28 protein-coding genes are annotated in these 24,009 nt (G+C 71.4%); 14 read left to right on the top strand and 14 right to left on the bottom strand.

Going from position 1 to position 24,009, the window contains the following annotated elements:
• Positions 1–77: 77 nt before the first annotated feature.
• The 7 genes from infA to rplQ all read left to right on the top strand — a co-directional run bounded on the left by infA (position 78) and on the right by rplQ (position 3,934).
• Positions 78–299 carry a translation initiation factor IF-1 gene (gene infA / locus J2X46_RS03655; protein ID WP_056599768.1) on the top strand — a complete coding sequence of 74 codons (222 nt, stop codon included), beginning with the start codon at positions 78–80 and terminating at the stop codon, positions 297–299.
• 30 nt (positions 300–329) lie between these two features.
• The gene (gene rpmJ, locus J2X46_RS03650) at positions 330–443 is read left to right on the top strand and encodes a 50S ribosomal protein L36 (RefSeq protein WP_004008316.1); all 114 of its coding nucleotides are present in this window, start codon (positions 330–332) and stop codon (positions 441–443) included.
• Between the two features lie 238 nt (positions 444–681).
• The gene (rpsM, locus tag J2X46_RS03645; protein WP_116570804.1) at positions 682–1,056 is read left to right on the top strand and encodes a 30S ribosomal protein S13; all 375 of its coding nucleotides are present in this window, start codon (positions 682–684) and stop codon (positions 1,054–1,056) included.
• Positions 1,057–1,120: 64 nt separating this feature from the next.
• Positions 1,121–1,516, top strand: a complete 396-nt coding sequence (rpsK, locus tag J2X46_RS03640) for a 30S ribosomal protein S11 (protein WP_056906616.1) — start codon at positions 1,121–1,123, stop codon at positions 1,514–1,516.
• A 28-nt stretch (positions 1,517–1,544) separates the two neighbouring features.
• Positions 1,545–2,153 carry a 30S ribosomal protein S4 gene (gene rpsD / locus J2X46_RS03635; RefSeq protein WP_230441858.1) on the top strand — a complete coding sequence of 203 codons (609 nt, stop codon included), beginning with the start codon at positions 1,545–1,547 and terminating at the stop codon, positions 2,151–2,153.
• 115 nt (positions 2,154–2,268) lie between these two features.
• Complete coding sequence (locus J2X46_RS03630) at positions 2,269–3,285, top strand: DNA-directed RNA polymerase subunit alpha (RefSeq protein WP_299922660.1); 1,017 nt, start codon at positions 2,269–2,271, stop codon at positions 3,283–3,285.
• 73 nt (positions 3,286–3,358) lie between these two features.
• The gene (rplQ, locus tag J2X46_RS03625) at positions 3,359–3,934 is read left to right on the top strand and encodes a 50S ribosomal protein L17 (RefSeq protein WP_310246985.1); all 576 of its coding nucleotides are present in this window, start codon (positions 3,359–3,361) and stop codon (positions 3,932–3,934) included.
• Between the two features lie 346 nt (positions 3,935–4,280).
• On the opposite strand, the gene J2X46_RS03620 is transcribed toward rplQ, so the two are convergent.
• The 6 genes from J2X46_RS03620 to J2X46_RS03595 all read right to left on the bottom strand — a co-directional run bounded on the left by J2X46_RS03620 (position 4,281) and on the right by J2X46_RS03595 (position 7,898).
• On the bottom strand, positions 4,281–5,237 hold the full coding sequence (locus J2X46_RS03620; protein ID WP_310246982.1) for a 2-dehydropantoate 2-reductase N-terminal domain-containing protein: 957 nt from the start codon (positions 5,235–5,237) through the stop codon (positions 4,281–4,283).
• A gap of 43 nt (positions 5,238–5,280) precedes the next feature.
• The gene (locus J2X46_RS03615; protein WP_310246979.1) at positions 5,281–5,880 is read right to left on the bottom strand and encodes a dihydrofolate reductase family protein; all 600 of its coding nucleotides are present in this window, start codon (positions 5,878–5,880) and stop codon (positions 5,281–5,283) included.
• Positions 5,877–6,455 carry a TIGR03086 family metal-binding protein gene (locus tag J2X46_RS03610; protein WP_310246976.1) on the bottom strand — a complete coding sequence of 193 codons (579 nt, stop codon included), beginning with the start codon at positions 6,453–6,455 and terminating at the stop codon, positions 5,877–5,879. The genes J2X46_RS03615 and J2X46_RS03610 overlap by 4 nt, the downstream gene beginning before the upstream one ends.
• Positions 6,455–6,976, bottom strand: coding sequence for an SRPBCC domain-containing protein (locus tag J2X46_RS03605; RefSeq protein WP_310246974.1), 522 nt, complete (start codon positions 6,974–6,976; stop codon positions 6,455–6,457). Before J2X46_RS03605 ends, J2X46_RS03610 begins: the two co-directional genes overlap by 1 nt.
• On the bottom strand, positions 6,973–7,338 hold the full coding sequence (locus tag J2X46_RS03600; RefSeq protein ID WP_310246971.1) for a metalloregulator ArsR/SmtB family transcription factor: 366 nt from the start codon (positions 7,336–7,338) through the stop codon (positions 6,973–6,975). The genes J2X46_RS03605 and J2X46_RS03600 overlap by 4 nt, the downstream gene beginning before the upstream one ends.
• Positions 7,339–7,418: 80 nt before the next feature.
• Complete coding sequence (locus J2X46_RS03595) at positions 7,419–7,898, bottom strand: hypothetical protein (protein ID WP_310246968.1); 480 nt, start codon at positions 7,896–7,898, stop codon at positions 7,419–7,421.
• A gap of 62 nt (positions 7,899–7,960) precedes the next feature.
• Here J2X46_RS03595 and truA point away from each other — a divergent pair, with 62 nt between their 5' ends.
• Both truA and J2X46_RS03585 read left to right on the top strand, forming a co-directional pair.
• Positions 7,961–8,797 (top strand): tRNA pseudouridine(38-40) synthase TruA, encoded by an 837-nt coding sequence (gene truA, locus J2X46_RS03590; RefSeq protein WP_310246966.1) that lies wholly within the window; start codon positions 7,961–7,963, stop codon positions 8,795–8,797.
• On the top strand, positions 8,790–9,386 hold the full coding sequence (locus J2X46_RS03585; RefSeq protein ID WP_310246965.1) for a methyltransferase: 597 nt from the start codon (positions 8,790–8,792) through the stop codon (positions 9,384–9,386). The genes truA and J2X46_RS03585 overlap by 8 nt, the downstream gene beginning before the upstream one ends.
• Here the strand turns inward: J2X46_RS03585 and J2X46_RS03580 are convergent.
• The 3 genes from J2X46_RS03580 to J2X46_RS03570 are packed head-to-tail and all read right to left on the bottom strand — an operon-like array spanning position 9,383 to position 12,341.
• Positions 9,383–10,312: a phosphotransferase gene (locus tag J2X46_RS03580; RefSeq protein WP_310246964.1), complete on the bottom strand. Its 930-nt coding sequence runs from the start codon at positions 10,310–10,312 to the stop codon at positions 9,383–9,385. The genes J2X46_RS03585 and J2X46_RS03580 overlap by 4 nt on opposite strands.
• A gap of 42 nt (positions 10,313–10,354) precedes the next feature.
• A complete protein-coding gene (locus tag J2X46_RS03575) occupies positions 10,355–11,050 on the bottom strand; it encodes a class E sortase (protein WP_310246962.1) in 696 nt (231 codons plus the stop codon).
• 28 nt (positions 11,051–11,078) lie between these two features.
• Positions 11,079–12,341 (bottom strand): cytochrome P450, encoded by a 1,263-nt coding sequence (locus J2X46_RS03570; protein ID WP_310246961.1) that lies wholly within the window; start codon positions 12,339–12,341, stop codon positions 11,079–11,081.
• Between the two features lie 99 nt (positions 12,342–12,440).
• Here J2X46_RS03570 and mgrA point away from each other — a divergent pair, with 99 nt between their 5' ends.
• The 3 genes from mgrA to J2X46_RS03555 all read left to right on the top strand — a co-directional run bounded on the left by mgrA (position 12,441) and on the right by J2X46_RS03555 (position 15,720).
• Positions 12,441–13,475 (top strand): L-glyceraldehyde 3-phosphate reductase, encoded by a 1,035-nt coding sequence (gene mgrA / locus J2X46_RS03565; protein ID WP_310246960.1) that lies wholly within the window; start codon positions 12,441–12,443, stop codon positions 13,473–13,475.
• The gene (locus tag J2X46_RS03560) at positions 13,472–14,848 is read left to right on the top strand and encodes an FAD-dependent oxidoreductase (RefSeq protein WP_310246959.1); all 1,377 of its coding nucleotides are present in this window, start codon (positions 13,472–13,474) and stop codon (positions 14,846–14,848) included. Before mgrA ends, J2X46_RS03560 begins: the two co-directional genes overlap by 4 nt.
• Before the next feature lie 134 nt (positions 14,849–14,982).
• Positions 14,983–15,720, top strand: a complete 738-nt coding sequence (locus tag J2X46_RS03555; RefSeq protein ID WP_310246957.1) for an N-acetyltransferase — start codon at positions 14,983–14,985, stop codon at positions 15,718–15,720.
• Positions 15,721–15,723: 3 nt separating this feature from the next.
• Here J2X46_RS03555 and J2X46_RS03550 read toward each other — a convergent pair whose 3' ends face one another.
• Complete coding sequence (locus tag J2X46_RS03550) at positions 15,724–16,983, bottom strand: Nramp family divalent metal transporter (RefSeq protein WP_310246954.1); 1,260 nt, start codon at positions 16,981–16,983, stop codon at positions 15,724–15,726.
• Between the two features lie 97 nt (positions 16,984–17,080).
• Between J2X46_RS03550 and J2X46_RS03545 the strand changes: the two genes are divergently transcribed.
• Positions 17,081–18,769 (top strand): ATP-binding cassette domain-containing protein, encoded by a 1,689-nt coding sequence (locus J2X46_RS03545; RefSeq protein WP_310246953.1) that lies wholly within the window; start codon positions 17,081–17,083, stop codon positions 18,767–18,769.
• Complete coding sequence (locus J2X46_RS03540) at positions 18,766–19,800, top strand: GNAT family N-acetyltransferase (protein ID WP_310246951.1); 1,035 nt, start codon at positions 18,766–18,768, stop codon at positions 19,798–19,800. Before J2X46_RS03545 ends, J2X46_RS03540 begins: the two co-directional genes overlap by 4 nt.
• A 116-nt stretch (positions 19,801–19,916) precedes the next feature.
• Here the strand turns inward: J2X46_RS03540 and J2X46_RS03535 are convergent, their stop codons facing one another.
• Genes J2X46_RS03535 through J2X46_RS03520 form a run of 4 tightly spaced genes read right to left on the bottom strand, consistent with a single transcriptional unit; the run spans position 19,917 to position 23,981 of the window.
• Positions 19,917–20,495: a GNAT family N-acetyltransferase gene (locus J2X46_RS03535; RefSeq protein WP_310246949.1), complete on the bottom strand. Its 579-nt coding sequence runs from the start codon at positions 20,493–20,495 to the stop codon at positions 19,917–19,919.
• Between the two features lie 39 nt (positions 20,496–20,534).
• Entirely contained in the window at positions 20,535–21,683 is a 1,149-nt protein-coding gene (locus tag J2X46_RS03530; RefSeq protein ID WP_310246948.1) for an acyl-CoA dehydrogenase family protein, read from the bottom strand.
• Positions 21,683–22,819 carry an acyl-CoA dehydrogenase family protein gene (locus J2X46_RS03525; RefSeq protein ID WP_310246945.1) on the bottom strand — a complete coding sequence of 379 codons (1,137 nt, stop codon included), beginning with the start codon at positions 22,817–22,819 and terminating at the stop codon, positions 21,683–21,685. The genes J2X46_RS03530 and J2X46_RS03525 overlap by 1 nt, the downstream gene beginning before the upstream one ends.
• A gap of 10 nt (positions 22,820–22,829) precedes the next feature.
• Entirely contained in the window at positions 22,830–23,981 is a 1,152-nt protein-coding gene (locus J2X46_RS03520; RefSeq protein WP_310246943.1) for an acyl-CoA dehydrogenase family protein, read from the bottom strand.
• Positions 23,982–24,009: the final 28 nt, after the last annotated feature.

Here is a 24,009-nt window from a genome sequence, read left to right as displayed (position 1 = left end):
TCCACCGGCCTCCTGCGAGCAGGAGCCGGGCGGTTCCCGGGCCACGGTAGACAACGAGACAACAGATTGTGGAGGACATGCCGAAGAAAGAAGGCGTGATCGAGATCGAGGGCACCGTCGTGGAGGCCCTTCCCAACGCCATGTTCCGTGTGGAGCTGGCCAACGGGCACAAGGTGCTCGCGCACATCAGCGGCAAGATGCGACAGCACTACATCCGGATCCTCCCCGAGGACCGGGTCGTGGTGGAGCTCTCGCCGTACGACCTCACCCGGGGTCGGATCGTCTACCGCTACAAGTAACCAGCCAGCCGAGTAGCAAGGAACGTTGACATGAAGGTCAACCCCAGCGTCAAGCCCATCTGTGACAAGTGCAAGGTCATCCGCCGTCACGGCCGGGTCATGGTCATCTGCGAGAACCCGCGCCACAAGCAGCGCCAGGGTTGAGGGATCTCATCCAGATCCGGCGGAGCCGGAGCTGAACGAGCAGCCCCGAGCCTCGCAGCCGCTTGCGGCAAGAGGGCCTGAAGCTCAACCAGCAACACCGCACAACCCACAACGTGATCGCTAGGTCCGCCCAGGCGGACTGAAGTCACTTCCGGAGCACCGGCCGGAACCCACCCGAGGCGGGATGGGACGCGACACGAACCGAAACCGATGCGAGAACAGACAAGGAAACCGCCACATGGCACGCCTCGTTGGTGTTGACCTCCCGCGCGACAAGCGCATCGAGGTCGCTCTCACCTACATCTACGGCATCGGCCGTACCCGCGCCCAGCAGCTGCTCGCTGCCACCGGCGTCGACCCGAACGCCCGGGTCCACACGCTCGGTGACGAGGAGCTGGTCAAGCTTCGCGACGAGATCGAAGCCAACTTCAAGATCGAGGGTGACCTCCGCCGTGAGGTCCAGGCGGACATCCGCCGCAAGATCGAGATCGGCAGCTACCAGGGTCGCCGCCACCGCATGGGCCTCCCGGTCCGCGGCCAGCGCACCAAGACCAACGCGCGCACCCGCAAGGGCCCGAAGCGCACCGTCGCCGGCAAGAAGAAGGCGAAGTGATCGGCGCCCTGCGCTGATCACCGTCATCGAAGCTTCCAGACCAGAACCTCACAGGAGTTACTGAATGCCTCCCAAGAGCCGCGCGACCAAGGTCCGCCGCAAGGAGAAGAAGAACGTCGCCCAGGGCGAAGCCCACATCAAGAGCACGTTCAACAACACCATCGTCACGATCACCGACCCGACCGGTGCGGTGATCTCGTGGGCCTCTGCCGGCACCGTCGGCTTCAAGGGCTCGCGCAAGTCCACCCCCTTCGCCGCCCAGATGGCTGCCGAGGCCGCCGGCCGTCGCGCCATGGACCACGGCATGAAGAAGATCGACGTCTTCGTCAAGGGTCCGGGCTCGGGTCGTGAGACCGCCATCCGTTCGCTGGGTGCCATCGGCCTCGAGGTCGGCACCATCCAGGACGTCACGCCCACCCCCCACAACGGATGCCGGCCGCCCAAGCGCCGCCGCGTCTGACCCGAGACTGAGAAAGAGAGACTGAAACATGGCCCGCTACACCGGTCCCATGACCCGCAAGTCGCGCCGTCTCGGTGTCGACCTCGTCGGCGGCGACGCTGCCTTCGAGAAGCGTCCCTACGCCCCCGGCCAGCACGGCCGCGGTCGCATCAAGGAGTCCGAGTACCTGCTGCAGCTCCGTGAGAAGCAGAAGGCTCGCTTCACCTACGGCGTGATGGAGAAGCAGTTCGTCCGCTACTACAAGGAGGCCAGCCGTCGCCAGGGCAAGACCGGCGACAACCTCCTGCAGCTGCTCGAGTGCCGCCTCGACAACGTGGTCTACCGCGCCGGCTTCGCCCGTACGCGTCGCCAGGCCCGCCAGCTCGTCGTGCACGGCCACTTCCTGGTCAACGGCAAGAAGGTCAACATCCCGTCCTTCCAGGTCACCGACCACGACATCATCGACGTGCGCGAGAAGTCGCTGGAGATGACCCCGCTGATCGTGGCCCGTGAGACCCACGGCGAGCGCGTCACCCCGGCGTGGATGGAGGTCATCCCCTCGCGGATGCGCATCCTCGTGCACCAGGTCCCGGTCCGCGCGCAGATCGACGTGCCGGTCCAGGAGCAGCTCATCGTGGAGTACTACTCCAAGAAGTGACTTCCAGTCGGTGGTCGCCCGTCGTGCGGGCGGCCACCGACGCCCCTCTTCCACACCACTCCTCACCATGTTCGGATCCGTCAAATAGCGGGTGGATCCGGAAAGGAAAAACTCCGTGCTCATCGCTCAGCGCCCCACCCTCACGGAAGAGACCGTCGACGAGTTCCGCTCGCGGTTCGTCATCGAGCCCCTGGAGCCGGGCTTCGGCTACACGCTCGGCAACTCGCTGCGCCGTACGCTCCTCAGCTCGATCCCGGGTGCGTCGGTCACCAGCATCAAGGTCGACTCCGTCCTCCACGAGTTCTCGACCATCGAGGGCGTCACCGAGGACATGACCGAGATCATCCTCAACCTCAAGGGCATCGTCGTCTCCTCCGAGCACGACGAGCCGGTCGTGATGTACCTGCGCAAGTCCGGTGCCGGTGACGTCACCGCCGCCGACATCACCCCGCCCGCCGGTGTCGAGGTGCACAACCCCGACCTGAAGATCGCCACCCTGTCCGACAAGGGCAAGCTGGAGATGGAGCTCGTCGTCGAGCGTGGCCGCGGCTACGTCTCGTCCGTGCAGAACAAGGGCGCGGACAACGAGATCGGCCGCATGCCGGTCGACTCGATCTACAGCCCCGTCATGAAGGTGACCTACAAGGTCGAGGCCACTCGCGTCGAGCAGCGCACCGACTTCGACAAGCTCGTCATCGACGTCGAGACCAAGCAGTCGATCCGTCCCCGCGACGCGATCGCCTCGGCCGGCAAGACGCTCGTCGAGCTCTTCGGCCTGGCCCGTGAGCTCAACGTCGAGGCCGAGGGCATCGACATCGGCCCGTCGCCCGTCGACGAGCAGCTCGCCGCCGACCTGGCCCTGCCGGTCGAGGACCTGCAGCTCACGGTCCGCTCGTACAACTGCCTCAAGCGCGAGGGCATCCACACCGTGGGTGAGCTCATCTCCCGCTCGGAGCAGGACCTGCTCGACATCCGCAACTTCGGCGCGAAGTCCATCGACGAGGTGAAGGCCAAGCTCGTCGAGATGGGCCTCTCGCTCAAGGACAGCGCGCCCGGCTTCGACCCGCACGCCGCCCTCGCCGCCTACGGCGACGACGACGACGATGCGTTCATCGAGGACGAGCAGCTCTGACACCAAACCGACCAGCAGCCCGCTGGTCGTCTACCCGGGTACCTGACACGGCCCGAGAGAAGGAAGGCACCACATGCCCAAGCCCAAGAAGGGTCCCCGCCTCGGCGGCAGCCCTGCCCACCAGCGCCTGATCCTGTCGAACCTGGCCACCGCCCTGTTCGAGCACGGTCGGATCACCACCACCGAGACCCGCGCGCGCCTGCTGCGCCCGGTCGCGGAGAAGCTGATCACCAAGGCCAAGCGTGGCGACCTGCACAACCGTCGTGAGGTCCTCAAGACCGTCCGCGACAAGTCGGTCGTGCACACCCTGTTCACCGAGATCGCGCCGGTCATGGCCGAGCGTCCCGGTGGCTACACCCGCATCACCAAGATCGGCCCCCGCAAGGGCGACAACGCCCCCATGGCGGTCATCGAGCTGGTGACCGAGGCCTACAGCCCCAAGGCTCCCTCGACCAAGAAGACCGAGAAGGCCGCCGCCCCGGCGCCGGCTGCCGAGGAGACCGAGGTCGTCGAGGCCGAGGAGACCGAGGCTCCGGAGTCCACCGAGGCCGAGGCCACGGAGACCGAGGCTGCTGCCGAGGAGACCACCGAGGAGCCGGCCGCCGAGGCCGACGCCGAGGAGTCCACCGAGGACGACGCCAAGGCCTGATCCAGGCTGACACCGCGAGGCCCGTCACCCCACTGGGGTGGCGGGCCTTCGTGCATCCCCGCCGGGCGGCGGTGGTCCACCTACATTCGGCGGGCGGGAAATGTGGGTGGACCACCGCTCGTGGGAATGTCGTACGACGACGCGCCGGTGGGCGGTGGTGCACCTACATTCGGCGAGCGGGAAATGTGGGTGGACCACCGCTCCGCAGATCGAGCGGTGAGTGGGGGGCATTCCGAGCCGCAGGAATCCCCCTCACGCACCGCTCACGGGCATGTCGTACGAGGACGCGCCCGGTGGCGGTGCGCCAGGCGGATTCGGGGCCGGGCGAATCCTCCTCACGCACCGCTCAGAGGCGGGCCAGGACCTCGGTGGCGTCGAGGGAGCGGGGTGCGCCGCCGGTGGCGGCGAGGTGGCGGGTGGCGGCGACCACGGCGTCGTTGACGGGGGTCGGGTGGCCGAGGAGGCGGCCCTGGAGGACGATCTCGCCGCTGAGGTAGTCGATCTCCGAGTCGCCGGTGCCGCGCTGGAGGCTCTGCCACGTCGAGCCGCCGCGGCGCTCGAGGTCGGGCCGGCGCTGGAGGATCGAGCCACGGCGCGTCTTGTCCTCGTCTGCCGAGACGACAGTCAGCCCGGCGGCGGCGAGCACGGCCTCGCCCTCCGCGAGCGCGCGCTCGGCGAGCTCGTCGGCGGCCTCACCCTGGGCGAAGGAGGCATCGATGCCGTTGCCCAGGTTGAGCAGGAGCTTGCGGCGCTTCCAGGCCATGATGTCGTCGCGCTCGACCGACTCGATCCCCGCCAGGTGGAGGTCCTCGGCGATCGCGGCCGTCGTCGCGTCGGTCCCGGCGGGGATGCGGCCGATGTCGAGGATGGCCGGCGTCGGGTGGCACGCGGAGACGACCACGCCGGGCTCGAGGTGTGAGGCGGGCAGCATCACGCACACGGCGTACGTCCGGGGGAACAGGCGCAGCGCGGCCACCTCGGTGGCGATGCCGTTGGTCGCGCAGACGATGCGTACGTCGTCGGGCGCGTGCCGGCGCAGGTCGGCCAACGCCGCCGCGGCCTGGTGCGACTTCACCGCCAGCACGACCACGGTGTCGTCGGTCCAGGCGACGTCCGCGGCGGTGTCGGTCGCCGGCGCCTCGATGGTGTGGCGGCCGTCGCCGGCGTCGAGGACCAGGCCGTGCTCACGGATCGCGGCGAGGTGCTCGCCGCGGGCCACGAGCGTCACGCCGAGCCCGCCCAGCGCGAGCCGGCCGCCGATGGTGCCTCCGACGGCACCCGTGCCGTACACGACGTAGTCCATGTCCTCGACCCTACGAGGAAGGCGACACCTCGCAGGTGACAGGTCAGCGGCGGACCTTGAACCGCAGGTGCAGGACGCGGTCGCCCTGGATGACGACGTGGGGGTCCTCGAGCAGGTGCTGGCCGTCGACGGGGCCGAAGAACGGCTTGCCGGTGCCGAGCACGACCGGCGCGACGTCCATGGCCACTTCGTCCACGAGCCCGAGGGCGAGGGCCTGACCTCCGACGTCGCCCGCGGCCACCGCGACCGTCCGGTCGCCGGCGAGCTCGCGCGCGGTGGCGATCGCCGCGGCCACGTCGTCGACGAAGTGGTACGACGCCTCCGGGTGCCAGCCCCCCGGCTTCGGACGGTGCGAGACCACGACGACGTGGTCACCGGCTGGCGGCTTGCCCTCCCACCCGTTGGTGATGTCGAACAGGTGGCGGCCGATCACCGTGGACCCGATGCTGTCCCACATCGGGTGGACGTAGTCGTAGGAGGTTTGCGAGATCCGCAGGCCGCCCGGTTCGGGGTCGGACATGTCCTGCGCGGACAGGGGACGGTCGCCGTTGAAGTACCAGTCGAACAGCGGCCCGGGGTCGTCGTCGAGCTGGGCGACGTACCCGTCGAGGGAGACGACGTTGTGCAGCACGACCGTGCTCACGACGCACCTCCGGCGGCGGGCTGCCAGGCGGGGTCGCGGCCGATGAAGCCCATCAGCCGGTCGACGACGGGCGCGTCGTCGGGGACGGGCACGGCCGGACCGTACTGGCCGGAGTCGCGGAGCATCGCCTCGATCGGCTTCATGCCCTCGAGCATCTGGGCGGCGAATTCCTCGTCGAGGCCGGGGTCCTGGCCGCCGGCGCGGGCGAGGTCCCAGGAGTGCATGTAGACGTCGGCGGTGTAGAACCGGTCGACGGCCTCGGCGAGCGTCTGGGTGCCGACGTAGGGGTGCGTGAACTCCTCGTCGGGGCGCTCGTCGATGAGGGCCTGTACGGCATCGGCGTGGTGCTGCCAGGCGACCTGCGGGTCGTCCGCGACCGACGGGCCGGCCGGCAGCGACACGCCGCCGGCGGCCAGGAAGCCCGGGAACCACTCGACGAGGTGGCCGACGACGTCGCGTGCGGTCCACCCGTCGACGGGGGAGGGGGCCGACCAGTCGGGCGTCTGCGCGACCAGCCGGCCGAAGCCCCCGGCGACCGCCGCGTGGCGGCCGGCGGGGGTCTCGGGGAGCGACATCAGAGCACGCCCTCCGCCAGGAGGCGGTCGATGGCGGCGTAGCCGTCGTGCACGCCGACCTCCATGCCGCTGCGCAGCCACGCGTCGCGACCCTCGAAGGAGTCGCACAGGCTGAACGCGTGGAGCCGGGTGCGGCCGTCGCCGAGGTCCTCGAAGGTCATCGTCTCGAGGGCGACGTCGTCGGGCATGCCGTCCCAGGTGAAGGTCTGCACGATGCGGTCCTCTCGCACGGTGTGGAAGCACCCGTGGAAGGACGTCTCGAACCCGTCGCGACCGTCCATGCCGCGGGCGGTGTAGCGCCAGCCGCCACCCTCGCGGGCGTCCCACTCGGTGATCTCGGCGCCGACGCTGCTCGGCCCGCTCCACTGCGCGAACAGCTCCTTGTCGGTGTGCGCGCGGAACAGCTGGGCGGGCGTGGCAGCGAAGTCTCGCCAGATGTGGATGGCGGGGACCTTCTCGTCGGCCTCGATCGCGGCCTCGGGGTAACGGGTCGTGGTGTCGGGAGACTGCATGGTGGTCATGATGCTGTTCCTTCCTGCGGGTTGGTAGAGCTCGGGTCGTCTGCGTCCTGCATACGCGCGAGCACGGCGTCGAGGCGCGAGTAGCGCTCCTCGGCCTGTCGGCGGTAGCGCTCGATCCACTTCGTCATCAGGTCGAACACCTCGGCTTCCAGGTGCACGGGCCGGCGCTGGGCCTCCCTCGTCCGGGTCACCAGCCCGGCCTCCTCGAGCACCTTGAGGTGCTTGGAGACGGCCTGGAGGCTGACGTCGTACGGCGCTGCGAGGTCGTTGACCGTGTGGTCGGCCTCCGTCAGCCGGGCCACCATGTCGCGCCGGGTGGGATCGGCGAGGGCGGCGAAGACGCGGGAGAGCTGGTCGGTCACGAGGCACCTTCTTCAACTGATTGGTTGAATAGAAGGTAGGACGGGTGTGCGGCGTTGTCAACCCATTGGTTGAACAAGGATCAGGAGCGAGGCACGCGCACCGTCCGTGACGTCGTCGTCGCGCACTCGGCCAGGCCCGGGCTGTAGGACGCGGAGACCTTCACGTAGTAGCGGGCACCGCCGGGCACCTTGAAGCGGTGGCGTCCGCGGAACGACGCGTCGGAGGAGAGCAGCTTGTCGGGACCGCTGCGGCGGTCGAGGAAGAGCTTGATGCGGGCGCGCGACGCGCACGCCTCGACCGGCGAGGTGACCCGGGCCTCGAGCCGGTGCTTGCCGGCGAGCCACGTCAGCGACACGCGGCGCGAGGCGGTGGGGCAGCCCGTCGGGTTGCCGGAGGCCACGGTCGGGCAGCCGTCGAGGGAGTCGTCGAGGCCGTCGCCGTCGGTGTCGACGAGCAGCGAGGCCGGCGCGGCTGACGACGCGGTCTCGAGCACCAGCGGGGCCGGGCCGGCGAGGACCAGCAGCGAGGTGGTGAGGGCCAGGAGGGCGCGGCGCAGCACCCGACCAGACTAGGCGCACGTCCGGCGTGCCCGCCTCCGGGATGGCCGCCTAGGATCGGTCCGTGCGCCTGCGGATCGACTGTGCCTACGACGGCGCCGACTTCTCCGGCTGGGCCGCTCAGCCCACGTTGCGCACCGTCCAGGGCACTCTGGAGTCGGCCCTCGCGACGGCGCTGCGCGTGCCCGAGGTGCGCGTCACGGTCGCCGGACGCACCGACGCCGGCGTGCATGCCCGGGGCCAGGTCGCCCACCTCGACGTCGACCCCGACGTGGTGACGTCCTCGGCCGGACGGTCGACCGACCCGCCGCTCGACGCCCTCGCCCGCCGGGTCGACGGCATCCTGCCCCCCGACCTGCGCGTACGACGGATCAGCGAGGCGCCCGAGGGCTTCGATGCCCGCTTCTCGGCGATCTGGCGCCGCTACGCCTACCGGATCGCCGACGCCCAGGAGCTCGCCGACCCGCTCGTGCGCGGCCACGTGCTGACGTGGGGCCGACCCCTCGACGTGGACGCGATGAACCAGGCGTCGGCGCCGCTGGTCGGGCTCAAGGACTTCGCCGCGTTCTGCAAGCAGCGCGAGGGCGCCACGACCGTGCGCACCCTCCTCGACCTGGCCTGGCGCCGCGACGACGCCGGCCTGGTCGTCGGCGATGTCCGTGCCGACGCCTTCTGCCACAACATGGTCCGTGCCCTGGTCGGCAGCCTGATCGCCGTCGGCGAGGGCCGCAAGCCGGTCGACTGGCCCGCCGAGGTGATGGCCGGGCGACGCCGCGACGCCGGCGTGCGCGTCGTACAGGCGCACGGGCTGACGCTCGAGGAGGTCGGCTACCCCGACGACGTCGAGCTGGCCGCCCAGGCCGACCGCGCCCGCGCCCGACGAGAGGCCATCGATGCCTGAGCACTACTTCTCCGCCGACCCGAGCGTGCCGTTCGAGCGGGAGAGCTTCACCGCCGAGCTGTGGGGCCACGAGCTGACCTTCGAGACCGGGTCGGGCGTCTTCAGCCGCGGCCACCTCGACCACGCCACGGCCGTGCTGTTCAAGGAGCTCGAGCCGCCGGTGCAGGGGCAGTTCCTCGACCTCGGCTGCGGCTACGGCGTGATCGGGCTGGCCATCGCGAAGGCGGTGCCCCTGTCCAACGTGACCGGCGTCGACGTCAACGAGCGGGCGATCCTGCTCGCCAACGACAACGCCCGCGCGGCCGGGCTGGACCCGTCGTTCGTCGCGTGCACCGCCGACCAGGTGCCGGGCAACCAGGTCTTCGACGAGATCTGGTCGAACCCCCCGATCCGGATCGGCAAGGAGGCGCTGCACGAGCTGCTGCTCACCTGGCTGCCGCGGCTGGCTCCCGGCGGCCGGATGGTGATGGTCGTGGGCAAGAACCTCGGCGCCGACTCGCTCCAGCGGTGGCTCACCGACCAGGGGTGGCCGACCGAGCGACTGGCGAGCAGCAAGGGCTTCCGGGTGCTGGAGACCAAGCGCGGCTAGGGCTTCCCGTCCAGGAACATCTTCAGGCGCACGTGGGTGCGCTCGGGGTCCTGCGGCAGCGCGCCGTTGATCGCCCGGCACACCCAGCCGAGCCGCATCGCAAGCCGGGCGGCCTCCCGCAGCTCGGCGAGGTCCCGGCCGGTGTGGGCGACGTACGGACCGAGGTAGGCCGCGAGGTAGGGCTCGAGGTCCTCGGAGTCCTCCACGTCGTCGACGCCCCACGAGATCACGCCCTCGAGCGTGACGGCGAGGGTGAAGAACGGGTGCGAGACGCACGCGTCGCCCCAGTCGAGGATGTGAGCGTGGCCGAACGGCACGAAGACCTGACCGTCGTGCAGGTCGTCGTGCTGCACCGTCTCCCGGATGCCGTACGACGCCAGCCGGGCGCAGAGCTCCCCGATGGCGTCCGGGCCGGGCAGCCGGGGATCGGGGTCGGTGAGGGTGGTCAGCAGGTCGGCGTACTGCCCGGGGAGCGTGGCCAGCCGGCAGTCGGGCAGCCCGAGCGCGAGCAGCTCCTCGACCTCGTCCTCGCAGGCGATCTGGATCCGGGCGTAGGCCTCCAGCACGTCGAGCCAGCGCACCAGTGTGCGTTCCTCGGCGATCACCTCGCGCAGCCGCGGCGACATGTCCACCCACAGCATCCAGCCCGTGTCGGGGTCCAGTGCGGACGGACGGGGGACTCGTTCGCCGGAGCGTGGCGCGAGGAACGCCGTCACCGCACCCTCGTGCCGCATCGTCTCGTCGTTGGCCTTGAACCACTTCACGCCGAAGCGGGTCCGCACGCGCATGACGGTCGACCAGTCGGTGACGTGGGTCTGCTCGATCTCGACCACGGGTTCGACCGTCCGGTCGAGCTGGTCGTGGATCCACTGGTGCGCGGCGGCGACGAAGGCCGGGTCGCGCCATCGGTCCGCCGGTTCGGTCATGGCCGCATCCAACCGGGCGGTCCGCCGGTCGGGCAACGGATTTCAGGCCGGCCGGGTCGCGACCAGGACGCCGATCTTGTCGATGCGGTGCTCGGGGTTGTCGAACTGGTCGAACCAGTAGTTGCCGGCCGCGTGGTCCTCGAGCGTCGCGCAGGTGGAGAGCGTGATCATCGGCCGGGTCGCGTCCTCGCCCGGCCGACCGGGCACCTCGGCGCGCTGGGCGCGCAGTGACGGGGGCTGGCGGAACGACGTCCAGCGCGTGCGGCGGATCTCGTAGACGAAGACCGTGTCGCCGGTGCGCACCCGGATCCGGTCGCCGCGGCGCAGCGACGGCGAGTAGCGGAGCGGTGCCGGACCGGTCAGCCGGTGCCCCGTGACGATGTAGTTGCCGACCTCGCCGGGCCCGGTGCCGCCGCGCGGCCCGCGGGGCGAGGCCATCTCGCCGGCGTTCTGGATGTCGGTGCCGGGGGCGTCGTCAGGGGAGCCGCGGTAGCGGACCACGGGGAAGTCGCGCAGCCCGATCGCCGGGATCGACACGAACGACCGGCGCGGCTCGGGCCGCTCGGGCTCGGGTTCGGGGCTCGGCGTCTCGCTGGGCGTGGGGCTCGGTGTCGTCACGCTCGGCGTCGACGTCGTACGTCGCTCGGCCGGCAAGGTGCGGCGTGGCTCCTCGGCGGTGCAGGCGGCGGTGGCCGCGACCGCCGCCGCGGCGAGGACGACACCGACCCGGACTGCCACCCGTTCCACGGTACGGCGGCGCTGGTCGTCAGCCGAGCCGCACGGGCAGCCTCTCCACGCCGTGCACGATGGCGAGCTCGGTGAACGTGAGGTCGGCCGGGTCGCATGCGAGCGACAGGTCGGGGAAGCGTTGCGCGAGGGCCACCAGGGCGGTGCGGAGCTCCATCCGGGCGAGCTCGGCGCCGACGCAGCGGTGCATGCCGTGGCCGAAGGCGAGGGTGCCGGTGGCGGGGGTGGTCGGGTCGAAGTGCTCGGGGTCGACGCGGTGCGCGGGGTCGCGCTCGGCACCGGTCAGCGAGACGAGCACGATGTCGCCGGGCTGCACGACCTGTCCGCCGATCGTCACCTCGTGGCGGGCGATCCGCGGGAACGCCATCTGGACCGGGCAGACGAAGCGGAGCAGCTCCTCGACGATGCGGTCGACCTCGGCGGGCTCGCCGCGCTGCAGCTCCTTCCACGACGCAGGGTGCTGGAGCAGGACCCAGGTGCCGAGCGAGAGCATGCTGGCGCTGGTCTCGTAGCCGCCGAGGAACACCCCGTCGGCCAGGCCGCCGAGCTCGACGTCGTCGAAGTCGGCACCGTGGTCGGCGACCATCCGCTTGACCAGCCCCTCGGGGAGGTGCGGCTCGCGGCGCTCGGCGGCGACGAGGTCGATGAGGAACTCGCGGGTGCCGGCGGCGGTGTCGAAGATGCCGGCACCGGCGTCGCGCAGGTCGAACCGCGCGGCTCCTCGGGCGCGGAACGCCTGCCGGTCGACGTCGGGCATGCCGAGCAGGTCGCAGATGACGCCGAAAGGCACGTGGAAGCCGAACCGCTCGACCAGGTCGACCTCGGGGCCGTGGGCCTCCATGTCGTCGAGGGCGGCGGCGACCACGCGGTCGATGTCGGTCTGGAGGTCGGCGAGGCGGCGGCGGGTGAAGTACGGCGTGAGCACGCCGCGCAGGCGACCGTGGTCGGGCTGGTCGGTCATCCCGAGCCCGCCGATGCGCTCGGCCGGGGCGCGGTCCTGGCGTCCGATGATGTCGCGCACGTCGTTGGCGTAGGCCCCGGAGTCGGCGAGCACGGCCCGGGCGACGTCGTACCCAGTCACGAGCCAGACGCGCGTGCCGAGCAGCCCGGCGAACCGCACCACGTCACCGCGCTCCCGTGTCGCGGCGAGCCGGGCGACCGGGTCGACGCCGTCGCGTTGCAGCGGGAAGCGGATGCCCGCCGGCACCCGGCGGACGTAGGGAATGCGACGCGCGGTGTTCAGCGCGAGCTTGAAGGCTGTGCCTCGCCAGGAGGAGCTCATGCCACCAAGTGAATCCCACGCGTCCCACCAGAGTCGATCAGGATTCACCCCGAGTCGCCCCCGAAGATGACCCACACAGGGACCGGGCAGGATGGGTCCATGGCCTACGAAGCAGCCCCCGAGAGGTACGACGACGCGACCGGCATGCACTACCGGTTCACCGGGAGGAGCGGGCTCCAGCTCCCCGCGCTGTCGCTCGGGCTGTGGCAGAACTTCGGCACCGACCGGCCCGAGGAGACCCAGCGCGCGATCCTGCGCCGGGCCTTCGACCGCGGCGTCACGCACTTCGACCTCGCGAACAACTACGGCCCGCCCTACGGCCGCGCGGAGGAGAACTTCGGGCGCTACCTGAAGGACGACTTCTTGCCCTACCGCGACGAGCTGGTCATCTCGACGAAGGCGGGCTACGACATGTGGCCCGGTCCCTACGGCCAGGGCGGCGGCTCCAGGAAGTACGTCCTCGCCTCGCTCGACCAATCGCTCGAGCGGCTCGGCCTCGACTACGTCGACATCTTCTACAGCCACCGCTTCGACGCGGACACGCCCGTCGAGGAGACGATGATGGCGCTCGACACGGCCGTGCGGTCCGGGCGGGCGCTCTACGCCGGCATCTCGTCGTACTCCGCGGCGAAGACGCAGGAGGCGGCCACGATCGCCCGTGAGCTCGGCACGCCTCTGCTGATCCACCAGCCGTCCTACAACATGCTCAACCGGTGGGTGGAGGGCGGCCTGCTCGACGAGCTGGAGCAGCAGGGGATGGGCTGCATCGTCTTCACCGCGCTCGCCCAGGGGCTGCTCACCGACCGCTACCTCGACGGCATCCCGGCCGACTCGCGGGCCGCGCGCGACAACTCGACCATCGCCGGGCTCGACGACGACGTGCTCGAGCGCGTGCGCGGCCTCAACGGCCTCGCCGAGCGCCGCGGCCAGAAGCTCGCGCAGCTCGCGCTGCAGTGGGTGCTGCGCGACGACCGCGTGACCAGCGCGGTGATCGGCGCCTCAAGCGTGGAGCAGCTCGACACCAACCTCGACGCGCTGTCGTTCCCGCCGCTGACCGGCGTCGAGCGCGCCGAGATCGACCGCTACGCCGTGGAGTCGGGGATCAACCTCTGGGCGAAGCAGACCGAAGAGTGAGCGAGGAGAGCGAGCGCGTCGTCGTCGTGGGGGCCGACGCGGCGGGGATGTCGGCTGCCCACCAGGCGCTGCGCACCGCGAAGCGGACCGGCCGCGAGCTCGCGATCACCGTCCTCGACAAGGGCACGCACACGTCGTACAGCGCCTGCGGGATCCCGTACTGGATGGCCGGTGAGGTGGGCAGCGGCGACGACCTCGTCGCCCGCACCGCCGACCAGCACCGCGCGTCGGGGATCGACCTGCGCACGGGCGTGGAGGTGGTGGCCGCCGACCTGGAGGCGCAGACCGTGACCACCGCCGACGGTGAGGTGCTGGCGTACGACGAGCTGGTCGTGGCCACCGGCGCCCCGGCCGTCATGCCCGACTGGGCGCTGCGCGAGGACGGGGCGCCCCATGACGGCGTCGGGGTGGTGAAGACCCTGGATGACGGCGCCGCCTGGCTCGACCGGTTCGCGGCCGTCGGTGACGGCGCGCACGTGGTCGTCGTCGGTGCCGGCTACATCGGCGTCGAGGTCGCCGAGACGGCCCTGCGCCGCGGCCTCGGGGTCACCGTGATCACGCGCGGTCGCGGCATGTCGATGCTCGAGGACGAGATGTCCGACCGGGTCAACGCGGCCCTCGTCGAGGCCGGCGCCGAGCTGGTGCTGGGCGCCGAGGTGACCGGGCTCGACCTCGACGGCGACACCGTCACGGGCGTGCACTGGGAGGGCGGCAGCCGTGAGGCCGACCTCGTCGTGGTGGCGATCGGCGTGCGACCCGCGACGGCCTTCTTGGAGGGCACGGGTCTCGAGCTGGCCGACAACGGCGCGCTCCGTCCCGACCCCCATGGGCGCGTCGCCGAGCACGTGTGGGCCGCCGGCGACTGCTGCGAGGTGCGCCGCCGCCTCGACGACCAGTGGGTCTTCCGCCCCCTCGGGACGTACGCCAACAAGCACGGGCGCGCGCTCGGCGACAGCCTCGCAGGTGGCTCGCTCACTTTCGACGGGATGGTCGACACCGCCATCACCCGCTTCTCGGTCGGCGAGGTCCACCTCGAGATCGCCCGCACCGGGCTGTCCCGGGCCGACGCGGAGGCCGCCGGCCACGACCCGGTCGCCCTGCTCACCGAGGGCACGACCGCCAGCGGCTACATGCCCGAGGCGGAGTCGATCGCGATCTGGGTGATGGCCGACCGCACCACCCGCCGGCTGCTCGGCGTGCAGGTCGTCGGCGGCCACGGCGCGGGCAAGCGCATCGACGCCGCGGCGGCCGTTCTGTGGGCCGGCGGCACCGTCGACGACCTGGCCTGGATGGACCTGTCCTACGCGCCACCCTTCGCCACGGCGTGGGAGATCCTGCAGGTGGCGGCGCGGCGGGTCGCCGAGCGGCTCTGACCGGGCTGTCGTTGCAGTGATCCCCGGCTAACCGGGGATCACTGAACTTGTCAGCCCGTGCATGGCCTGACAACTTCAGCGAGCGCCTGACAAGTCAGTAGCACCACCGGCGGCTGCACGACGAGAATCGCGCCATGGATCTCGAGATCGTCACGCTCGCCGAGCGGCCGCAGCCGTGGGACGTCTTCTGGGACATGGAGACGTCGTGGCCGGAGTTCATGAAGCACGACCCGATCGGCAACTCCTACTACTCCTGCCTGGAGGAGTACTTCCTCGAGTGCGTCCTGGTCGCGCTCGACGAGACGGGCCGGATCGTGGCCAAGGCGTTCAGCGCGCCCTTCCAGCTGCCCGACGGTGACCTGCCCGACGCGGGCTGGGACTACGCCCTCCGCAACGCCCTGCTGACCCGGATCTGGGGCGAGACACCCAACGCCATCACCGCCGCGGAGATCGCCATCGAGCCTGCACTGCAGGGCACCGGGCTCTCGGGCGTGATGCTGGCCGCGCTCCGCGACAACGCCGGCCGGCTCGGCTACTCCGAGCTCCTTGCGCCGGTGCGACCCAACGGCAAGACCGACGTCCACGAGCCGATGCAGGAGTACGCCTTCCGCACCCGCGACGACGGGCTGCCCGTCGACCCGTGGCTGCGCGTCCACGTCCGCGCCGGCGGGGTGATCGACCGCGTGACGCCCCGCTCGATGTGCATCCCCGGCACGCTCGAGGAGTGGCGGGAGTGGACCGGCCTGCCGTTCGACACGACCGGCCCCGTCGTCGTACCGGGTGCGCTGGCTCCGGTGTGGTGCGACGCCGAGCACGGCGTCGCGACCTACGTCGAGCCCAACGTGTGGATCAGGCACGCCACCGGCGTGTGAGGCTCACGCGGCCTGGATCGCCTTGCGCACCTCGTTGACGCACAGCGCGAGGAAGGCGAGCGCGCACAGCGCCATCAGCACGTTGGAGTGCAGCTTGTTGCGCCACTCCTGCGGCGTGCGGTCGGTGTTGAGCAGCCACAGCAGGGTGATCGCGAGGAACGGCATGAAGAAGGCGCCGAGCACACCGTAGGCGAGGATCAGCCAGACCGGCTTGCCGAGGAACATCATCACCATCGGCGGGAAGGTCAGCCACAGGATGTAGGCCCTGTACCACTTGCCGCCGGCCCGGGCGTCGGGGTCGTCGCTGTCGCCGCCGGTCACGTTGGTCATGAAGTCGGCGAACATCAGGCTCACGCCGTTCCACACGCCGACCAGCGACGACATCGCGGCGGCCCAGAAGCCCAGCAGGAACAGCTTGCCCGCCCACTGGCCGTAGCGGTCCTGGAGCACCACGCCCAGGTCGAGCAGCCCCGCGTCACCGGTCTCGATCGCCACGCTCGTCGAGTAGAGCAGCTCGGCCCCGACCACCAGCGTGGCGAGCACGAAGATGCCGGTCACGACGTAGGCGACCGTGTTGTCGATCCGCATCACGCGCATGTACGACGGGGTGCTCCAGCCCTTCTCCCGCAGCCAGTAGCCGTAGGCCGCCAGCGTGATCGTGCCGCCCACGCCGCCTGCCAGGGCGAGGGTGTTGACGAGGCCGCCGTCGGGGATCCGGGGTGCGAGGCCCGTGGCGAGCTCGCCGAGATTCGGCAGCGTGAGCAGGGCGGCGCCCACCATCGTCACGAACATGATGCCCACGAGCGCGGCCAGGACCTTCTCGAAGACGCTGTAGCGCCCGGTCCACACGAGCACCAGGCCGAGCAGGCCGGAGACGATGCCCCACCACGTCGTCGACAGGCCGCCGAGCAGGCCCTGGAGCGCGAGCCCGGTGCCCGCCATGGCCGCGGCGCCGTAGACGAAGCCCCAGATGACGATGTAGGGCGCGAAGTACCAGGTCGTCCAGGAGCCGAGCGAGCGCCAGCCCTCGAAGATCGTGTTGCCGGTCGCGAGCGAGTAGCGACCGGCGCCCTCGACGAGCACGATCTTCATCACGCAGCCGACGACGACGCACCACAGCAGCGTGTAGCCGAACTTCTGGCCGGCGATCAGGGTGGCCACCAGGTCGGCGGCCCCGACACCGGTCGCAGCCACGACGAGCCCGGGCCCGATGATCTTCCAGCGCGGGACGGCGGACTGCTCGGTCGAGGTCGTTTCAGCCATGCACAGCACCCTAGACCCGGTCTAGACCGGATGGCGTCCGGCGGCGACGCGGATAACCACGCGACGGGGTGCGGGATCGCTTGCGACAATCCTCCGCGTGGGACACGTCGACGTTGCAGGTGTGAGGTACGAGCTGCCGGACGGTCGGGTGCTCCTCGACGACGTCAGCTTCCGGGTCGGCGACGGCCAGAAGGTCGCCCTCGTGGGCGCCAACGGGGCCGGCAAGACCACCCTGCTGCGGATCGTCACCGGCGACCTGACCCCGCACGGGGGCGTCGTCACCCGGTCGGGCGGGCTCGGCGTGATGCGCCAGTTCGTCGGCCACGGCGGCGGCGACGAGACCGTCCACGACCTGCTGCTCAGCGTCGCCCCACCGCGGGTCCGCAGCGCCGCGGAGGCGGTCGACGCCGCCGAGCTCGCGCTGATGGACGCCGACGACGAGGCCACCCAGATGTCGTACGCCACTGCGCTGGGGGAGTACGCCGACGCCGGCGGGTACGACGTCGAGGTGACGTGGGACGTGTGCACGACCGCAGCGATGGGAATGCCGTTCGACCGCGCACGCCACCGGCTGCTCAGCACGCTCTCGGGCGGTGAGCAGAAGCGGCTGGTGCTGGAGTACCTCCTGCGCGGGCCCGACCAGGTCCTGCTGCTCGACGAGCCGGACAACTACCTCGACGTGCCGGGCAAGATCTGGCTCGAGGACCGGATCCGTGAGTCGGCCAAGACGATCCTGTTCATCAGCCACGACCGCGAGCTGCTCAACAACACCGCGACCCGCATCGTCACCGTCGAGCTCGGCAGTGACGGCAACCTCGTGTGGACCCACCCGGGCGGCTTCGCGAGCTACCACGAGGCGCGCTCGGACCGGTTCGAGCGGCTCGAGGAGATGCGGCGGCGCTGGGACGAGGAGCACGCCAAGATCAAGGCACTCGTGCTCCGGCTCAAGATCAAGTCCGAGTACAACGACGGCATGTCCTCGCAGTACCGCGCGGCCCAGACGCGGCTGAAGAAGTTCGAGGACGCCGGTCCGCCGACCGAGCAGCCGCGCGAGCAGCAGGTGAAGATGCGGCTCAAGGGCGGCCGCACCGGCAAGCGGGCCGTGGTCTGCACCGACCTCGAGCTGAGCGGGCTGATGAAGCCGTTCGACCTCGAGGTCTGGTACGGCGAGCGCGTCGCGGTGCTGGGCTCCAACGGCTCCGGCAAGTCGCACTTCCTGCGGCTGCTGGCCGCCGGCGGCAGCGACCCCGACATCGAGCACCAGCCGGTCGGCGACCCGCCTGCGCCGGTGCTGCACACCGGCAACGCCAAGCTCGGTGCGCGGGTGCGCCCGGGCTGGTTCGTGCAGACGCACGAGCACCCCGAGCTGCTCGGCCGCACGCTGCTGGAGATCTTGCACCGCGGCGACGGGCGACCCGACGGGCGCACCGGCATGGGCCGCGAGGCCGCGAGCCGGGTGCTCGACCGCTACGAGCTCGCCCACGCCGGTGAGCAGAAGTTCGAGTCGCTCAGCGGTGGCCAGCAGGCGCGCTTCCAGATCCTGCTGCTCGAGCTCTCCGGCGCGACGCTGCTCCTGCTCGACGAGCCCACCGACAACCTCGACGTGCAGTCCGCCGAGGCGCTCGAGGCCGGCCTCGAGGCCTTCGAGGGCACCGTGCTCGCGGTGACCCACGACCGCTGGTTCGCCCGCGGCTTCGACCGCTTCCTGGTCTACGGCGCCGACGGCGAGGTCTACGAGTCCGACGGACCGGTCTGGGACGAGGGCCGGGTGGCGCGCAGCCGATGAGCGCCCCACCGGCCGGGCTCGAGGTCGTCGACCTCGATCCCTTCGACGACGCAGCCTTCGAGGCGTGGCACGCGGTCTACCTCCGCGCCCAGCATGCGCTGGGTGCCGCGGCGACGCCGTGGCAGCTCGAGGAGCTGCGCGCGGTCATGCAGCACCCCGGGTCGGCCGCGTGGTCGGGCGGCTGGTCCGCGGTCGTCGCCGGTGAGGTCGTCGGGGCCGGCTTCATCCGCACGCCGCTGCTCGACAACCTCGAGCTCGCCGAGCTCGACGTGCACGTCGACCCGTCCCGGCAGCGGCAGGGGATCGGCACCGTCCTGCTCGCGCGCGCCGAGGACGAGGCGCGGCGCCGCGGCCGGACGGTGGTGACCGGCCTGGTCGGGTGGTCGTGGGACGCGGGGCCTCTGGGTGACGGCGAGGCCGGGCCGCTGTTCGCGCGTGCCCGCGGCTACGAGCTCGCGCTCAACGAGGTGCAACGCGAGCTCGCGCTGCCGGTCGACGACGCCGTGCTGGCGGACCTGGCGGAGTCGGCGGCCGCGGCCCACGCGGCGTACGAGCTGCGCTCCTGGGAGGGGCCGGTGCCAGACGAGCTGCTGCAGGGGTGGGCCGAGCTGACGTCGTCGCTGGCGACCGAGGCACCGACGGGCGAGCTCGAGCTCGAGCCCGAGGCGGTCAGCACCGAGGTGGTGCGCGAGCGCGAGGCGACGATCGCCCGGCAGGGGCGCACGAAGTACAACACCGTCGCGCTCTCGGCCTCCGGCGAGCTCGTCGCCTACTCCGACCTCGCGACGACGGTCCACGAGCCGGGCCGCGCCTACCAGTGGGGCACCCTCGTCCTGGGCGAGCACCGCGGCCACCGGCTCGGCATCGCGGTCAAGGTCGCGAACCTCCGGCTGCTCCAGGCCTCGCGGCCCGACGTCACCCGGCTGACGACCTACAACGCCGAGGTGAACAGCCACATGATCGGCGTCAACGAGGCGCTGGGCTTCCGCCCCGTCGCGCGGTTGGGGGACTTCCAGAAGCGGCTGGTGTGAGAGTCCCCGGATATCCGGGGATTCCACCGACAGCGTGGTCCTGGTGACGCGCAAGGCACGTCACCAGGACCACACAGGCCTCAGTCTGAGCACGGACGCCGATGAAGCGCCAGCGGTCAGAGGTGGCGGACGGCGAGCACCCGGTCGGGCCCGAGGCGGCCGGTCTCGCTGAAGCCGGCGGAGGTGAAGGCGGCGAGCGTGCCACCGAAGAGCTCGTCGGGGGTGACGTGCTCCGCGGCCTCGGTGTCGAGGGGGATGCCCTCGACGCTGGTCGCACCCCGATCGCGGGCGTGGGCGACGGCGGCGGCGAGGAGTACGTCGACCAGGCCGGAGCCGCGGGCCGCTTCCGTCACCACGAAGCAGGTCACCGCCCAGCGCCCGCTGAGGTCCTCGCCCTCGGGCCGCAGCGCGGCGAAGTACGGCGAGGTGGTGATCCGGACGAGCTCGGACAGCGGCGCGACCGAGCACCAGCCGACCGGTTCCCCGTCGTCGTACGCCACCAGGCCGGGGCGCAGGCCGCCCTCCACGAGGGCGCGCAGGTCGACGGTGTTCTGCGACACCGGGCGCGCGTCCCAGTCCTCGCGCGGGTGGCGGAAGACCTGGCACCAGCAGGCCTCGGGGTCGCCCGGCGTCTGCATCACCCGTGCGACGTCCGCCCACCGGTCGGCGGAGGCCGGGAGCACCTCGATGCCCATGGAGCGATGGTGCTCCCGCCGGGACCCGCCGTCCAGAGGTCAGAAGGCGCTGACGCCGGTCTCCGCGCGGCCGATGAGCAGCTTCTGGATCTGCGAGGTGCCTTCGTAGAGGGTCATCACGCGGGCGTCGCGGAGGTACTTCGCGACGGGGAAGTCGTCGACGTAGCCGGCGCCCCCGTGCACCTGCACGGCGTTGTTGGCTGCGCGGACCGCGGCCTCGGAGGCGAAGAGCTTGGCCTTCGACGCGGCCACGCCGTAGGGCTCGCCGCGGTCGATCAGGTCGGCGCAGCGCCAGGCCAGCAGGCGGGCCGCGTCGGCGTCGACGGACATGTCGGCGATGAGGTCCTGGACGAGCTGGAATGACGCGATCGGCTTGCCGAACTGCGTGCGCTGCGTGGCGTACGACACCGACGCCTCGAGGCAGCCCTGCACGATCCCGACGCAGCCCGAGGCCACCGCCAGCCGGCCCTTGTCGAGGGTGCCCATCGCGATCTTGAAGCCCTGGCCGACCTCGCCGAGCCGCGCACCGTCCGGCACCCGTACGTCGTTGAGGAACAGCTCGGCGGTCGCCTGGCCGCGCAGCCCGAGCTTGCCGCGCACCTCGCGCGCCTCGAAGCCGCCGCTGTCGGTCGGCACCAGGAACGCCGTGACGCCGCGTGGGCCGTCGTCGCTGGTGCGTGCGAAGACGAGCGCGACGTCGGCCCAGGTGCCGTTGGTGATGAAGAGCTTCTGCCCGTTGATCACCCAGTCCGACCCGTCGCGGGTCGCCCGGGAGGTGAGGTTGCCGGCGTCGGAGCCGGTGCCGGGCTCGGTGAGGCCGAAGCAGCCGAGCGACGTTGCCGCCGCGAGCTGCGGCAGCCACTCCTGCTTCTGCTCCTCCGTGCCGTGGAAGAGGATCGACTTGCCCACCAGTCCGCTGCTCACCGACACGATCCCGCGCAGCGCGGAGTCGGCCCGGCCGAGCTCCTCCATGGCGAGGGAGTAGGTGACGTAGTCGCCGCCGACGCCGCCGTACTCCTCGGGGATGGTGAGCCCGAAGAAGCCGAGGTCGGCCATCTTCGGCACGATCGCCAGGTCGACCGACTCGTCGTGGTCCCACTGCATCCGGTGGGGCACCGCCTCGCGCTCGAGGAAGTCGCGCGCGAGCGCCCGGAAGGCCTGCTGGTCCTCGGTGAGCGAGAGGTCCATCAGATGGCTTCGACGAGGTCGTGGTCGTCGACGCGTGCCGCGAGCCGGGCCAGGTGGTGGCCGCCGTTGCCGAGCCACTGCTCGAGCACCTCGAGGTGCGCGGTGCCGACCCCGACGGCGTACTCCGCGGTCATGCCGATGCCGCCGTGCAGCTGGATCGCCTCCTGACCGACGTGGCGGCTGGTGCGGCTGATGGTCAGCCCGACCCGGTCGGCGGCGTCGGCCACCGCGTCGGCGTCCCCGAGGGCGATCGTCATCGTCGCCCAGTCGACCATGCTCTGGGCCATCTCGAGCGAGACGTACATGTCGGCCGCCCGGAAGTTCAGCGCCTGGAAGGTGTTCAGGGTGACCCCGAACTGCTTGCGTGACTTCAGGTAGTCGGTCGTGGCGCGCACCTGGCTCTGCATCACGCCGAGCGCCTCGTTGGCCCCCATGATGCGGGTCAGGTCGCTGATGGTGGCGATGCTCGGGCCGACGTCGCGCCCGGGCTCGCCGAGCGGCGTGGCGGCCGTCGCGTCGAAGCGCACGGAGGCGGCGCGGGTGAGGTCGGCGGCGACGTAGCCGGTGCGCTCGACGTCGGCGCCCGCCACGAGGAAGACGCCGGTGCCGCCGTCGGGCAACGCGGCCGTGACCACGAGGTGGTCCGCGCGAGCGCCACCGACGACCGGGTCGGCCACGCCGTCCAGGCTCCACGCGTCGCCGTCGACGGAGGCCGTGACCCCGTCGGTGGCCGACGCCCAGCGCGCGCCGGGGGAGGTGTCGGCAGCGGCGAGGACGACCTCGCCGGCGCTCAACCGGCCCAGCAGGTCGGCCTTCTGCTCGGCCGTGCCGATCGCGGCCACGAGGCCGCCGGCGTGCACGACGCTGGCGAGGTAGGGCTCGGGCGCGAGCACCCGGCCGAGCTCCTGGCACACGATGCCGATCTCGACCGGACCGGCGCCGACGCCGCCGTCGTCCTCGCTGAAGGGCAGGCCGAGGACGCCCATCTCGGCCAGCCGGCCCCACAGGGCCTCGTCGAACCCGGGATCGTCGGCCACGGTGCGTCGCCGCGCCTCGTGGTCGGCGTACGTCGTCGCGAGGAGGCCGCGGACGGCCTCACGCAGGGCCTGCTGCTCGTCGTCGTAGGTGAAGTCCATGGTCAGCTCCTCACAGTCCCAGGATCGTGCGGCTGATGATCTGGCGCTGGATCTCGTTGGACCCGCCGTAGATCGAGGCCTTGCGCAGATTGAGGTAGGTCGGCGCGGACCGCCTGGCCCAGCCGGCCTGCGGTGACCCGTCGTCGGCGCGCGCGGCCAGCGACGCCGGGCCGGCGAGGTCCAGCGCGAGCTCGCTCACCGCCTGCTGGAGCTCGGTGCCACGGAGCTTGAGCACCGACGAGGCCGGGTGGGGCGCACCGTCGGAGGAGTGCGCGACCACGCGCAGCGCGGTGAGCTCGAGGGCGAGCAGGTCGTTCTCCAGCTCGGCGACGCGGGCGCGGACGAGCGGGTCGTCGAGCAGCGGCCCGGCGTTGGCCTTGAGCGCGGACAGCGCCCGCTTGGTCGCCCCGACCGGCGCGACCCCGACGCGCTCGTTGCCGAGGAGGAACTTGGCGATCGTCCAGCCGCCGTTGAGCTCGCCGACCAGCAGGTCGCCGGGCACGCGGACGTCGGAGAACCACACCTCGTTGACCTCGTGGCCGCCGTCGATCAGCTCGATCGGCCGGACCTCGACGCCGGGGGAGGTCATGTCGATGAGGAGCATCGAGATGCCGGCCTGCTTCTTCACCTCGGGGTCGGTGCGCACGAGCGTGAAGATCCAGTCGCCGTGCTGGCCGAGCGTGGTCCACGTCTTCTGGCCGTTGACGACCCAGTCGTCGCCGTCGCGCACCGCGGTGGTGCGCAGGCTCGCGAGGTCGGAGCCCGCGTCGGGCTCGGAGAAGCCCTGCGACCACCAGATGTCGAGGTTGGCCGTGGCCGCGAGGAAGCGCTCCTTCTGCTCCTGGGTGCCGAACTGTGCGAGCACCGGGCCGATCATCGAGGCGTTGAACGCCAGCGGGATCGGCACGCCGGCACGCTGCATCTCCTCGTGCCAGAGGTGCCGCTGGAGCTCGGTCCAGTCCTGCCCGCCCCACTCGACCGGCCAGTGCGGCACCGCGAGCCCCTCGGCGTTGAGGCTGCGCTGCGCCTCGACGATCTGGTCCCGGCTGAGGTGGCGCCCCTCGAGCACGGTGTCGCGGATCTCCTGGGGGACCTTGGTGGTGAAGAACTCCCGCATCCGGTCACGGAACTCCGCGTCCTCGGGACTGAGCTCGAGCTGCATGTGACTCCTCGGTAGGAAAGGGCCGGCC

This window comes from Nocardioides sp. BE266, from assembly GCF_031457855.1.
Classification (GTDB): Bacteria; Actinomycetota; Actinomycetes; order Propionibacteriales; family Nocardioidaceae; genus Nocardioides.
The sequence above is the reverse complement of the archived record's forward strand: the minus strand, read 5'-3'. Positions and strand labels throughout refer to the sequence as shown.